Source organism: Rhodoplanes tepidamans, from assembly GCF_030813915.1.
Lineage (GTDB): Bacteria > Pseudomonadota > Alphaproteobacteria > Rhizobiales > Xanthobacteraceae > Rhodoplanes > Rhodoplanes tepidamans.
Genome location: NZ_JAUSUJ010000012.1, coordinates 192,708 through 205,818 on the forward strand (window position 1 = coordinate 192,708; position 13,111 = coordinate 205,818).

At 71.1% G+C, this 13,111-nt stretch carries 8 protein-coding genes; all 8 read left to right on the forward strand.

Annotation, left to right across the window (positions count from 1 at the left end; genetic code table 11):
* The first annotated feature begins 224 nt into the window (after nt 1–224).
* The 8 genes from J2S22_RS16125 to cysG all read left to right on the forward strand — a co-directional run bounded on the left by J2S22_RS16125 (nt 225) and on the right by cysG (nt 12,630).
* Nucleotides 225–1,532, forward strand: a complete 1,308-nt coding sequence (locus J2S22_RS16125) for a CmpA/NrtA family ABC transporter substrate-binding protein (RefSeq protein WP_272775688.1) — start codon at nt 225–227, stop codon at nt 1,530–1,532.
* 174 nt (nt 1,533–1,706) lie between these two features.
* Nucleotides 1,707–2,633 carry a nitrate ABC transporter permease gene (gene ntrB, locus J2S22_RS16130; RefSeq protein WP_370878216.1) on the forward strand — a complete coding sequence of 309 codons (927 nt, stop codon included), beginning with the start codon at nt 1,707–1,709 and terminating at the stop codon, nt 2,631–2,633.
* A gap of 15 nt (nt 2,634–2,648) precedes the next feature.
* On the forward strand, nt 2,649–3,443 hold the full coding sequence (locus J2S22_RS16135) for an ABC transporter ATP-binding protein (protein WP_272775700.1): 795 nt from the start codon (nt 2,649–2,651) through the stop codon (nt 3,441–3,443).
* 233 nt (nt 3,444–3,676) lie between these two features.
* Nucleotides 3,677–4,912, forward strand: coding sequence for an NAD(P)/FAD-dependent oxidoreductase (locus J2S22_RS16140; RefSeq protein WP_272775689.1), 1,236 nt, complete (start codon nt 3,677–3,679; stop codon nt 4,910–4,912).
* Nucleotides 4,913–4,922: 10 nt separating this feature from the next.
* On the forward strand, nt 4,923–6,701 hold the full coding sequence (locus tag J2S22_RS16145) for a NirA family protein (protein ID WP_272775690.1): 1,779 nt from the start codon (nt 4,923–4,925) through the stop codon (nt 6,699–6,701).
* Nucleotides 6,698–8,305 carry a sulfite reductase subunit alpha gene (locus J2S22_RS16150; protein WP_272775691.1) on the forward strand — a complete coding sequence of 536 codons (1,608 nt, stop codon included), beginning with the start codon at nt 6,698–6,700 and terminating at the stop codon, nt 8,303–8,305. The genes J2S22_RS16145 and J2S22_RS16150 overlap by 4 nt, the downstream gene beginning before the upstream one ends.
* A 154-nt stretch (nt 8,306–8,459) precedes the next feature.
* Nucleotides 8,460–11,141 (forward strand): nitrate reductase, encoded by a 2,682-nt coding sequence (locus J2S22_RS16155; RefSeq protein ID WP_272775692.1) that lies wholly within the window; start codon nt 8,460–8,462, stop codon nt 11,139–11,141.
* Nucleotides 11,128–12,630, forward strand: a complete 1,503-nt coding sequence (gene cysG / locus J2S22_RS16160; RefSeq protein WP_272775693.1) for a siroheme synthase CysG — start codon at nt 11,128–11,130, stop codon at nt 12,628–12,630. Before J2S22_RS16155 ends, cysG begins: the two co-directional genes overlap by 14 nt.
* Nucleotides 12,631–13,111 lie beyond the last annotated feature (481 nt).

A 13,111-nucleotide genomic window follows, 5' to 3' on the forward strand; every position in this document is an offset into this window, starting at 1 on the left:
CGCTCTAATCTCTGCACATTAAGTGGTTTTCCGCAGCGCGGCACGGTTGGCACGCCGCTTGTATGAGTATCTGCAGTGGCCCCGCCGACGCTGACGGTGGCCGATATCGACTGACGCAGCAACGCCGCTGCTTCGACCTGTCCGACGCACCTGGAATCCCCGGGGGTGCGTGGTGTCGGTTCGAAGCGGCGGCGTTTTCGTTTTTCGCCGAGCGAGGACACAGCATGACCATCACCCCCCGCGCGTTGCGTTCCACCCGTCGCCACTTCTTGCGCAACGTCGCCAACACGGCAGCCCTCCTCGCCGCCGCCAGGGCCGCGCTGCCGGCCGGCGCCTTCGCGCAAGGCGCGGGACCGGAGGTGAAGGGAACCAAGCTCGGCTACATCGCGCTGACCGACGCATCGCCGCTGATCATCGCCAAGGAGAAGGGCTTCTACGACAAGCACGGCCTGCCCGACATGGAGATCGCCAAGCAGGCCTCGTGGGGCGCGACACGCGACAACATGGCGCTCGGCACCGCCCACAACGGCATCGACGGCGCCCACCTGCTGCGGCCCAAGGTGCATCTCTACACCACCGGGAAGGTGATGCAGAGCAACCAGTCTCTGCCGATGTACACGCTCCTCAACCTCAACGAGGACTGCCAGGGGATCTCGGTCTCCAACGAGTACAAGGACCTCAAGATCGAGAAGGACTCTTCGCCCCTCAAGGCGGCGTTCGAGCGCAAGAAGGCCCAGGGCAAGGAGCTCACCGCCGCCATGACCTTCCCGGGCGGCACCCACGACCTGTGGATCCGCTACTGGCTCGCCGCCGGCGGCATCGACCCCGACACCGACATCAAGGTGATCGTGGTGCCGCCCGCCCAGATGGTGGCGAACATGAAGGTCGGCAACATGGACTGCTTCTGCGTCGGCGAGCCGTGGAACGAGCAGCTCGTCAACCAGAACATCGGCTACACGGCCCTGACCACCGGCGAATTGTGGTTCCGCCATCCCGAGAAGGTGCTCGGCATGCGGGCCGACTGGGTGGACAAGAACCCGCGCGCTGCCAAGGCCCTGATGATGGCCGTGATGGAGGCGCAGCAGTGGTGCGACAAGCCCGAGAACAAGCAGGAGATGGCGACCATCATCGGCAAGCGGCAGTGGTTCAACGTGCCGGTGCCGGACATCATCGGCCGCATCAAGGGCGACATCAATTACGGCCTCGGCCGCACCGCGAAGGGCACCAACCTGTACATGAAGTTCTGGGGCGAAGGCGGCTCGACCTCCTATCCGTGGAAGAGCCTCGACACCTGGTTCGTCACCGAGAACATCCGCTGGGGCAAGTTCGATCCCTCGATCGACATCAAGGCGCTGGTCGACAAGACCAACCGGTCGGACCTCTGGATCGAGGCTGCCAAGGCGCTGGGCGTTTCGGGGACTCCCACCTCCGACAGCCGCGGCGTCGAGACCTTCTTCGACGGCGTCACGTTCGATCCGGCCGATCCGATGGCCTATCTGCGCGCCCAGCGCATCAAGCGTGTGACCGTGTGACTTAGGCTTCAGACCCCTCACCGCCCTCACCCGAAGAGGCCGCGCAGCGGCCGTCTCGAAGGGCGGGGGCGGCCCGCGAGATCGGGCCACTTGGTTCGAGACGCGGCCTCCGGCCGCCCCTCACCATGAGGGCGAACGCAACACCGACCCCAGGAGCCCCCCGTGGCGACTTCCATGCCGAAACTCAAGACCGTCTCGCAGGTGCGCCTCGCCGCCGAGAGCGGTGCGCCGCCTGCCGCCGTCACCCCCATGCCCGCAGCCGCGACCGTGGTGTCGCTCGCGCTGAAGAGGCCGCCGCTCGCCAGTCGTGTTCTGCCGGTGGTCCGACGGGTCGCCTCGATGCTCGTGCCGCCGCTGGTCGTCACCGCCCTGCTGCTGCTCGTCTGGGAGATGGCGTGCTGGAGTCCCACCTCGGCGCTGCCGCCGCCCTCGCGGGTGTGGAGCGAAGCCAAGGACCTGATCGTCGATCCGTTCTTCGTCGCCGGCTCGCAGGACATCGGCCTGGGCTGGCGGGTGCTGACCTCGCTGCAGCGGGTGGCGATCGGCTTCGGCCTCGCCGCGGTCGCCGGCGTCCTGGTCGGCACCATCGTCGGTCAGTCGGTGTGGGCGATGCGCGGCTTCGATCCGGTGTTCCAGGTACTGCGCACCGTGCCGCCGCTCGCCTGGCTGCCGATCTCGCTCGCGGCTTTCCGCGACGCCAATCCGAGCGCGATCTTCGTGATCTTCATCACGTCGATCTGGCCGATCCTGATCAACACGGCGGTCGGCATCCGCAACATCCCGCAGGACTACCGCAACGTCGCCCGGGTGCTGCGGCTGAATCACCTCGAGTTCTTCGTCAAGATCATGGTTCCCTCGGCGGCGCCGTACATCTTCACGGGCCTGCGCATCGGCATCGGCCTCGCCTGGCTCGCCATCGTGGCGGCCGAGATGCTCACCGGCGGCGTCGGCATCGGCTTCTTCATCTGGGACGCCTGGAACTCGTCGCGGCTGCCCGACATCGTCGTCGCGCTCGCCTATATCGGCGCCGTCGGCTTCCTGCTCGACCGGCTGGTGGCGGGCGCCGCCGTGCTGGTCACCCGCGGCACTGCGTCGAACTGAGGACCAGCCATGGACATGGACGCCTATCTGAAGATCGACCACGTCGGCATCTCGTTCACGCGCGGCGGTGCCGTCTCGGAGGTCCTCCGCGACGTCACCCTGCGGATCGGGCAGGGCGAGTTCGTCTCGATCATCGGCCACTCCGGATGCGGAAAGTCGACGCTGCTCAACATCGTCGCCGGCCTGCTGCGCGCCTCCACGGGCGGCGTGATCCTGGAGGAGCACGAGGTCGCCGAGCCGGGGCCGGACCGCGCCGTCGTATTCCAGAACCACAGCCTGCTGCCCTGGCTCACCGTCTACGAGAACGTCGCGCTCGCGGTCGACAAGGTGTTCCGCGGCACCCGCTCGCGGGCCGAGCGGCGCGAATGGATCATGGAGAACCTGGCGCTCGTCAACATGACGCACGCCAGGGACAAGCGACCGGCCGAGATCTCCGGCGGCATGAAGCAGCGGGTCGGAATCGCCCGCGCGCTCGCCATGGAGCCGAAGATCCTGCTGCTCGACGAGCCGTTCGGCGCGCTCGACGCGCTGACGCGCGCGCACCTCCAGGACCAGGTGATGGAGATTCACGCCCGCCTGAACAACACCATGATCATGATCACGCACGACGTCGACGAGGCGGTGCTGCTCTCCGACCGCATCGTGATGATGACCAACGGCCCGGCCGCCACCATCGGCGAGGTGCTGACCGTCGGCCTCGCGCGTCCGCGACGGCGGCTCGAGCTCGTCGACGACCACGAGTATAACCGCTGCCGCGCCGCGGTGCTCGAGTTCCTCTACGCCCGCAACCGCTTCGTCGAGGCGGCGTGAGGGCGTGATGACGGTGTCGTCGAGGTCCGCGGTCGTGAGACGCGCATCATCTTCCACACACGGCGCCCACGCTCCCGCTCCCCGCGCGTGGAGAGAGGGGTGGGGCGAGGGAGCGCTGCGAGGATACGGATGCGCCCCCTCACCCGACATCCGCGCCAGGCGCGCGACCGTCGACCTCTTCCCGCCGGCGGGAAGGGGTGATGCCGCCCTGACGCCGCTCACCGGAGGCGGTCATGCGTGAACGTCTCGTCGTGGTCGGCAACGGCATGGTCGGCCTGCGGTTCGTCGAGGAGGTGACGCGGCGCGCCGCCGATCGCTTCGACGTGACGGTGATCGGCGCCGAGCCCACGCCCGCCTACAATCGCGTCCTGCTCTCGGCCGTGCTCGCCGGCGAGGTGAGCGAGGAGGAGTGCCGGTTTCGCGATCGCCGCTGGTATCTCGCCAACCGGGTGCGGCTGATCACCGGGGCACGCGCGACCGGCATCGACACGACCGAGCGAGAGGTGCGGATCGGCGGCCACGGCGTCGTACCGTTCGACCGGCTGGTGCTGGCGACCGGCTCGGATCCGATCCGGCTTCCGGTGCCCGGCATGGGCCTGCCCGGGGTGATCACCTTCCGGGACCTCGCCGACCTCGGCCTGATGCGCGAGGCGGCGGCCCGGAAGGCGCCGGCCGTGGTGATCGGTGGCGGCCTGCTCGGGCTCGAGGCCGCCTACGGGCTCGCGCGCGCCGGCGTGCCGGTGACCCTCGTCCATCTCGCCGAGCGCGTGATGGAACGCCAGCTCGACGACGGGGCCGCCCGGATCGTCGAGGCGGCGATGCGCGAGAAGGGCATCGAGATCGTGCTCGCGGCGCAGACCGCGGCCGTCGAGGGCGGCGAGCGGGTCGAGGCCGTGCGGCTGGCCGGCGGCCGCACGATCCCGGCCGCACTCGTGGTGGTCGCGGTCGGTGTGCGGCCGGCAACCGAACTCGCCGCCACGGCCGGCCTCGCGGTCGAGCGCGGCATCGTGGTCGACGACGCGCTCGCGACGTCGGTGCCGGGCATCCATGCCATCGGCGAATGCATCTCCCATCGCGGCACCGTCTACGGCCTGGTCGAGCCGGGCTACGCCCAGGCCGCTGTTCTGGCGCGCCGGCTCGCCGGCGAGGACGCGCGCTACGAGGGTACGCTGCTGTCCACGCGCCTGAAGGTCTCGGGCGTCCCGGTGTTTTCCGCTGGCGACGTGATGCCACCGGCCGGTGCCGAGGTGATCACGCTGTCCGATTCGTGCACCGGCCGCTACGCGCGGCTGGTGGTGAACGACGAAAGGCTCGTCGGCGCCATCCTGGTCGGCGAGACCCGCCATGCCGGATTCTATCTCGACCTGATCGCGTCCGGCGCCGAGGTGAACGCGATGCGGGACGATCTGGTGTTCGGGCCGCCGGTCGCCGTCGCGTCGCCCGTGCCGGCGGTCGCCGCGGCCGCCTGAGGAGCGTCCCATGTCCGATTTCTCGGCCGAGCAGAAACGCTATCTCGAGGGCATGGCGGCCGGCATGGCCGTGATGAAGTCGGTCGCTGCGCCCGCCGGGGCGGCCACGCCGTCGGCGCCGCCGAGCGGCCCCGACGCCATCCACCTCGCCGCACAGGACAAGGCTCTGGCGGCGGGCCAGAAGCTGGTCGACCAGGAGAAGTGGAAGCGCGCCGAGCATCCCTTCGACGCCTATGGCCGCATGAAGCGCGAGGCCGACGCCGGCAAGGCGCCGACCCCGCCGGACAACTTCCGCTGGCGCTATCACGGTCTCTTTTGGGTTGCGCCGACCCAGACCTCGTTCATGGCTCGGCTGCGCATCCCCAACGGGATCCTGAACCACTGGCAGTTCGCCGGCGTCGCGGATCTGGCCGACCGCCACGGCGGCGGCTACGCCCATGTGACGACGCGGGCGAACCTGCAGATCCGCGAGATCGCGCCGGAAAGCGCGGGGCCGTTTCTCGAGGCGCTTTCGGATCTCGGCCTCACCGGGCGCGGGGCCGGCGCCGACAACATCCGCAACGTCACCGGCTCGCCCACCGCCGGCATCGACCCGCAGGAGCTGATCGACACGCGGCCGCTGGCGCGTGCCTGGCATTTCCACATCCTCAACGAGCGGGCCATGATCGGCCTGCCGCGAAAGTTCAATGTGTCGTTCGACGGCGGCGGACGGATTCCGGCGCTGGAGGAGACCAACGACATCGGCTTCCAGGCCGTCCGGGTGCTCGACGGCGCAGCCGTCGAACCGGGGGTGTGGATGCGGCTCGCGCTCGGCGGCATCTCGGGCCACAAGGATCTCGCACGCGACACCGGCGTCGTGGTGCGGCCCGCCGACTGCACGGCCGTCGCCGACGCGATCGTGCGCGTCTTCGTCGCCGAAGGCGACCGCACCAACCGTGCGAAGGCCCGCCTCAAATACGTGCTCGACCGGCTCGGCTTCGAGGCCTTCCTGGCGAGGGTCGAGGAGGTGCTGGGCCGCAGGCTCGACCGTGTCGATGCCGCCCACGTCGCGCCGCGTCCCGCGACGGACCGGATGGCGCATCTCGGCGTGCACCCGCAGGTGCAGGACGGTCGCGTCCATGTCGGCGTCGTGGTTCCGGTCGGCCGGCTCACGACAGAGCAGATGCGCGGCATCGCGGCGATCGCCCGCGAGCTCGGCGACGGGGATGTGCGGCTCACGGTGTGGCAGAATCTTCTGATCTCCGGCGTCGCGGCGGATCGCGCCAGCGAGGTGGAGGCGCGGCTTGCGGCCCTCGGCCTTTCCACGCAGCCGACTTCGATCCGCGCCGGGCTCGTCGCCTGCACGGGCATGACCGGCTGCAAGTTCGCCAATGCGCACACCAAGGAGAACGCGCTCGACATCGCGTCTCACGTCGAGGCGCGACTCGCGCTCGACGTGCCGGTCAACATCCATCTCACGGGCTGCCCGAACTCCTGCGCCCAACACTATATCGGCGATATCGGCCTGATCGGCGTGAAGGTGCCGGTCGGCAGCGAGGGCGAAACGGTCGAGGGCTACGACGTCGTCGTCGGCGGCGGCTTCGCCGAGAACGCCGCCATCGGCCGCATGCTGTGGACGGGGGTGCCGGAGGAGCGTGCCGCCGTGCATGTCGAGGCGCTGCTGCGCGCCTATCTGGCCGGCCGCAGCGGGCCCGACGAGAGCTTTCAGCAGTTCACGCTCCGGGTCGGCGTCGATGTCCTGAAAGGCGCCGCGCCGACCGCGACGCGCGCCCTGGAGGCCGCCGAATGAACGCGTCGGTCCAGCCGCCCTCCGTCTTCATGCTGCCCGAGACGGCGCCGTTCTCGCCCGAGCAGCGCGCGTGGCTCGGCGGCTTCTTCGCTGCGCTGGCGGCCCCTGGCACGGCGCCCATGCCGGTCGATGCGACGGCGGGTGCGGTCGGGTCGGCGAAGGAGTCCGGGCTCGCCGACAACGACGATGCGCCATGGCACGATCCGGCGATGCCGCTCGCCGAGCGGCAGGCGCTGGCCACGGGGCGCCCGCTGGCGCCCCGCCTGATGGCCGCGATGGCGCAGCAGGACTGCGGCCAGTGCGGCTACACCTGCGCCGCCTACGCCAATGCGCTCGCCACCGGTGCCGAGGCGCGGCTCAATCTCTGCGCCCCCGGCGGCAAGGATACGTTCAGGGCCGTGAAGGTGCTGGCGGCCGAGATTGGTGTCGCGGCATCGCCGTCAATGGCCGCGGCACCTGCCGAACCGGCGGCGGCTTCCGCCGGGGCGGTGGACCGGGGCTACTCGCGGGAGGCGCCCGTCGACGCCGTCTTCGTCGGCCGGCGTCGGCTCAACGGGCCGGGATCCGAGAAGGAGACGTTCCACATCGAGCTCGATCTCGCCGGAACCGGCGTGAGCTACGCGGCGGGCGACAGCCTCGGGGTGTTCGCGGTAAATGCGCCAGGCCTCGTCGATGCCGTCATTGCCCAGCTCGGCGCCCGTCCCGAGGGACTCGTCGCCGGTCGGTCGCTCCACGACGTTCTGTCGCGCGACCTCTCGCTCGGCGCCGCACCCGACGCACTGTTCCAGCTCTTCTCCTACGTGACGGGCGGAGCCCTGCGGCAGAAGGCGCGGGCGCTCGCCGCCGGCGAGGATCCGGACGGCGATGCGACGACGCTCGACGTGCTCGGGGCGCTCCACAAGTTCGGCGTCCGGCCGTCGGCGGAGGCGTTCGTCGAGGCGCTCGATCCGCTGCAGCCGCGGCTCTACTCGATCTCGTCGTCGCCGAAGGCAAATCCCGGCCGCGTCTCGCTCACCGTCGATGCGGTGCGCTACACGATCAACCGGCGCGGCCGCTTCGGCGTCGCCTCGACGTTTCTGGGCGAGCGCGTGTCCGAGGGCGCGCGCATCCCGGTCTATGTGCAGCGGGCGCACGGCTTCGGCGTGCCGCCGGATCCGGCGACGCCGCTGATCATGATCGGCCCGGGCACCGGGATCGCGCCGTTCCGCGCCTTCCTGCAGGAGCGCGCCGCGACCCAGGCGCCGGGCCGGAACTGGCTGTTCTTCGGCCATCAGCGGCGCGATCACGACTTCTTCTACGAGAGCGAGCTGAACGCGCTCAAGAGCGCCGGCGTGCTCACGCGGCTGTCGCTCGCCTGGTCGCGCGACGGGGCGGAGAAGTTCTACGTGCAGGACCGCATGCGCGAGGTCGGGGCCGAGCTGTTCGCCTGGCTGGAGGAGGGAGCCCATGTCGCGGTGTGCGGCGACGCCAAGCGCATGGCCAAGGACGTCGAGCGTGCCCTCGTCGACATCGTCGAGCTGCACGGCGGGCGGCCGGCGGAGTCTGCCGTCGCCTACGTCGCCGCGCTGAAGAAGGCGGGCCGCTATCAGGCCGACGTGTATTGAGCGGCGTGATGATCAACTCCCCGTCATTCCGGGGCGCTCCGAAGGTGCGACCCCGGACCCCAGCGACGACCTTCGCCGGGGCTGGAGTTCGGGTCCGGCGCTCCGCGCCGTCCCGGAATGATGCGGACGGAGATCAGCGAGCCGGAACGAAGCCATGAGCGATCCCATCGGCACGATGCCAACGGTCCGCACCACCTGCCCGTACTGCGGGGTCGGCTGCGGCATTCTCGCGACTCCGGACGGGGCGGGCGGAGCGACCGTCGCCGGCGACCCCGGGCATCCGTCGAACGTCGGCCGGCTGTGCTCGAAGGGCGCGGCGCTGGGCGAGACGCTCGGCCTCGCGACGCGACTGCTGCATCCCGTCGTCGATGGCGCGCGGACGAGCTGGAGCACGGCGCTCGACGCGGTCGCGACGCGGCTGACCGACGTGATCGCGCGGCACGGCCGCGAGTCGGTCGCGTTCTATCTGTCCGGCCAGCTCCTCACCGAGGACTATTACGTCGCCAACAAGCTCGCCAAGGGCTTCATCGGCACGCCGCACGTCGACACCAACTCGCGCCTGTGCATGGCATCCTCGGTTGCCGGCCACCGTCGCAGCTTCGGGGCCGATGTCGTGCCGGGCAGCTACGAGGACCTGGAGCAGGCCGATCTCGTGGTCCTGGTCGGCTCCAACGCGGCGTGGTGCCACCCGGTGCTGTTCCAGCGGATCGCCGCGGCACGGCGCTCGCGCGGCACCCGGGTGATCGCGATCGATCCGCGCCGCACGGCCACGGCCGAGGAGGCGGACGCTCATCTCGCCGTCGCCCCCGGCCAGGACACGGTGCTGTTCGCCCATCTGCTGACGCAGATCGCCGACTCGGCCGTGCTCGACCGCGCCTTCGTCGCCGCGCACACGACCGGCTTCGACGAGACGCTGGCGCGCGCGAGGGAGATCGCGCCGAGCCTCGCCGCGACGGCGGCCCGCACCGGTCTGGCCGAATCCGAGGTGAGGGACTTCGTCCGCGCCTGGTGCGCTACCGAACGGGTGGTGACGGTGTGGTCGCAGGGCGTCAACCAATCGGCCCAAGGCACCGACAAGGTGACCAGCATCGTCGCCTGCCATCTCGCCACCGGGCGGATCGGGCGACCCGGCATGGGGCCGTTGTCCTTCACGGGGCAGCCCAACGCGATGGGCGGCCGCGAGGTCGGCGGCCTCGCCAACATGCTGGCCGCGCACATGGGCTTCTCCGCGGTCGAGGTCGACCGCGTGCGCCGGTTCTGGACCGCGCCGGCGATGGTGACGGGCGAGGGCCTCAAGGCCGTCGACCTGTTCGACGCCGTCGCCGACGGGCGCATCAGGGCGCTGTGGGTGATGGGCACCAATCCGGCCGTGTCGCTGCCGCGGGCCGACGCGGTGCGCGATGCGCTCGGGCGGCTCGATCTGCTGGTCGTGTCCGACAACGTCGCGTCCAACGACACGCTCTCGGCCGGTATCGGCGCGGCGGGCATCCACATCCGTCTGCCGGCCGCCGCGTGGGGCGAGAAGGACGGCACCGTCACCAATTCGGAACGCCGCATCTCGCGTCAGCGGCCCTTCCTGCGGCTCGCCGGCGAGGCGAAGCCGGACTGGTGGATTCTCTCCCGTGTCGCGGAGCGGCTCGGGCACGGCGTGGCGTTCGCCTGGACGTCGCCCGCCGCGATCTTCCGCGAGCACGCCGCGCTCTCCGGGTTCGAGAACGACGGCGCCCGCGCCTTCGACATCTCCGGCCTCGACGATCTCGACGACGCCGGCTACGACGCGCTCGCACCGGTGCAGTGGCCGGTCCGGCGCGGAACTCGCGACGGCACGGCCCGCCTGTTCGGCGACGGCGGCTTCGTCACGGCCGACCGCCGCGCCCGCTTCGTGCCAGCCGCCGCGCCGGGGCTCGCATCCGCGGCGTCGCCCCGCTTTCCGCTGCGCCTGAACACCGGGCGGGTCCGCGACCAGTGGCACACGATGACGCGTACCGGCCTGTCGCCGCGACTCGGCGCGCACCGGCCGGAGCCGTTCGTCGAGGTGCACCCGGATGACATCGCCCGCTGCGGCCTGAGAGACGGCGGCTTCGCTCGGGCCGAGACGGCGCACGGCAGTGCCGTGCTGCGCGTGGTGGCGACCGAGATCGTGCGGCCCGGCGAGATCTTCGCGCCGATCCACTGGACCGCCGAGACGTCCTCGTACGGCCGCGTGGGACCGCTGGTGCAGGGCGCGACCGATCCCCATTCCGGCCAGCCCGAGGCGAAGGCGACACCGGCGACGCTCGTCCCCGTGCCGATGCGGCTCGCCGGCTTCGCGCTGTCGACGGCGCCGCTCGCGCTGCCGGTGGGGCTCTGGTGGGCCCGCATCGCCGTCGCCGGCGGCTTCGCCTGGACGCTCGCCGGCGACGGGCCACTGGCGGCTCTCGTCGCGGCGGCGACGGCGTTGTTCCCGGGCTGCGACCGGGCGGAGCTGCGCGATCCCGCCCGCGACGTGTTCCGGCTCGCCGCCTTCGACGACGGCCGGCTCGCCGGAGCACTGTTCGTCGGGCCGGCCGCGCAGGTGCCGCGCTGGGAGACCCTGGCGCCGCTGCTCGGCGGGCCTGTCGCGTCGGCGGCGCGGCTGTCGCTGCTCTCCGGCCGCGCACCGGACGGAAGCGCCGATTGCGGCCCGGTGGTCTGCGCCTGTCATTCGGTCGGCCGCGAGGCGATCCTGGCCGCCATCGCGGCCGGCGCCGACGATGCGTCCGCGATCGGCGCCGCCGTGAAGGCCGGCACCAATTGCGGCTCCTGCATTCCCGAGCTGAAGCGGCTTCTGGCGGAGGTCCCCCGTGTCGCAGCCTGACCGAGTTCCGGAGGAGACGCGGGCCGGCGGCCTCGCGCCGCTCGCCGTGCTGCCCGTGTTCGTCCGGTTGCGCGGCCGCCGTGCCGTCGTGCTCGGCGGCAATGCCGGCGCCGCCTGGAAGGCGCGGCTGCTCGCCTCCGCCGGGGCGCATGTAGACGTGATCGCGACAGACCTCTCGGACGAGATGCGCGAAACGGCCGGCGTCGCGCCGGACGGCAGCGTGGCCTTGCACCAGCGTCCGTGGGCGGCCGAGGATTTCCATGGCGCCCGGTTCGTGATCGTCGCGCCGGAGGAGGCCGGGGAGGCGCGCCGTGCCGTCGACATCGCGCGCAAGAGCGGCGCGATCGTCAACGCCGTCGACAGGCCGGAGCTGTGCGACGTTCAGTTCGGTGCCATCGTCAACCGCTCGCCGCTCGTCGTCGGCATCTCGACCGACGGCGCCGCGCCGGTGCTGGCCCAGACGCTGCGCTCGAAGATCGAGTCGCTGATCCCGCTCGGCCTCGCCGGCTGGCTCGACGCCGCCAAGCGCTGGCGCGGCGAGGTGGCGGCCCGGATCGGCGGCATGACGATGCGCCGTGCCTTCTGGCAGCGTTTCGCCGACCGCGCCTTCGCCGAGCCGGACCGGCGGCCGACCCGCGACGATCTCGACGATCTGCTCGCCGGCGGAGCCGGGGAAGGGGCCGGCGACATCACGCTGGTCGGCGCCGGCCCGGGCGATCCCGAGCTGATGACGCTCGCTGCCGTGCGGGCGCTGCGAAGCGCCGACGTGGTGCTGTACGACGATCTGGTCTCCGACGACGTGCTGGCCTTCGCCCGGCGCGAGGCCCGCACCCTCCTGGTGGGCAAGACCGGCCATCGGCCGTCCTGTCGGCAGGACGACATCAACGCCCTGATGGTCGGCCTCGCCCGTCAGGGCAAGCGCGTCGTGCGGCTGAAGAGCGGTGATCCCGGCGTGTTCGGCCGCGCGACCGAGGAGATCGCGGCGGCGCGCGCCGCCGGCGTCGCGGTTGCGATCGTGCCCGGCGTCACGGCCGCGCAGGGGGCTGCGGCGCGTCTCGGCGTATCGCTCACCGAGCGCGCGGTGGCGCGCCGTGTGCAGTACGTCACCGGCCACGACCGTGACGGCCGGTTGCCCGCGACGCTCGACGGTGCCGCGCTCGCCGATCCGTCGGTGACGACGGTCGTCTACATGCCGAAGAAGACGCTGCCGGCGCTCGTCGCCCGCGCCTGCACCGCCGGTCTGCCGCCGACCACCCCGGCTGTCGCGGTCGTGAACGCGACGCGCGCCGGCGAGCGCCACGTGATCACGACCGTCGGTGCGCTGGTGGAGGAGGTCGCGGCGTTGCCGGCAGGGCCGTGCCTCGTGATGATCGGCGAGGCGATGCGTTCCGCGCGGCGCGACGGCCTCGCCGCGGCGTCCGCGCCCATCGGCTCCGGTGATAACGCCTGCATGGCGGCCATGCAGAATTTCACCGCCCGGGCCTTCTGATCACGTCGGAACGCGACTCCCGGGGGGCCGGAAACCCGCCGCGGAGCCCCCGCGTTTACGACTTGCGCGCGGGCTCGACAGTGAACAAACGCCACGGCCCGTTGTGCGTTTCGTGCTCCGCGACAATCGCGTGACCGGGCGTCCGGTAACGTTCTGGTCCAGGGTCGAGACGAATTCTAAACGATATTTGTGGGTCCTTTATTAGTAAGTGCCAATTACCCAGGCTATCACCTGTTAAGCCTGGCTTAAAGCCGGACAGCGTAAGCCCCATGTCAGAAAGCTGTGAGGGGGCAGAGCGATAGGCGCCCCTTTCACGGGTTCTCCAGGGGTGTGTGCCGTGACTAATACCAACCAGGAGATTGCGGTCGTCGATCTCGCCGGCTCTCAGAGTCCGTTTGGAAACTCGATTCAGTGGCTGATGCGTCGTAGGAGGAGGCTTCCCATGGCGACGTGGAGCATGGCCTCGGAGACATCGATCCTG

Excerpts from the sequence above, each read along its gene's own strand:
- J2S22_RS16135 (WP_272775700.1), top strand. The coding sequence starts at position 2,649 with ATGGACGCCTATCTGAAGATCGACCACGTCGGCATCTCGTTCACGCGC.
- J2S22_RS16150 (WP_272775691.1), top strand. The coding sequence starts at position 6,698 with ATGAACGCGTCGGTCCAGCCGCCCTCCGTCTTCATGCTGCCCGAGACG.
- ntrB (WP_370878216.1), top strand. The coding sequence starts at position 1,707 with ATGCCGAAACTCAAGACCGTCTCGCAGGTGCGCCTCGCCGCCGAGAGC.
- J2S22_RS16140 (WP_272775689.1), top strand. The coding sequence starts at position 3,677 with ATGCGTGAACGTCTCGTCGTGGTCGGCAACGGCATGGTCGGCCTGCGG.
- J2S22_RS16155 (WP_272775692.1), top strand. The coding sequence starts at position 8,460 with ATGAGCGATCCCATCGGCACGATGCCAACGGTCCGCACCACCTGCCCG.
- J2S22_RS16145 (WP_272775690.1), top strand. The coding sequence starts at position 4,923 with ATGTCCGATTTCTCGGCCGAGCAGAAACGCTATCTCGAGGGCATGGCG.
- J2S22_RS16125 (WP_272775688.1), top strand. The coding sequence starts at position 225 with ATGACCATCACCCCCCGCGCGTTGCGTTCCACCCGTCGCCACTTCTTG.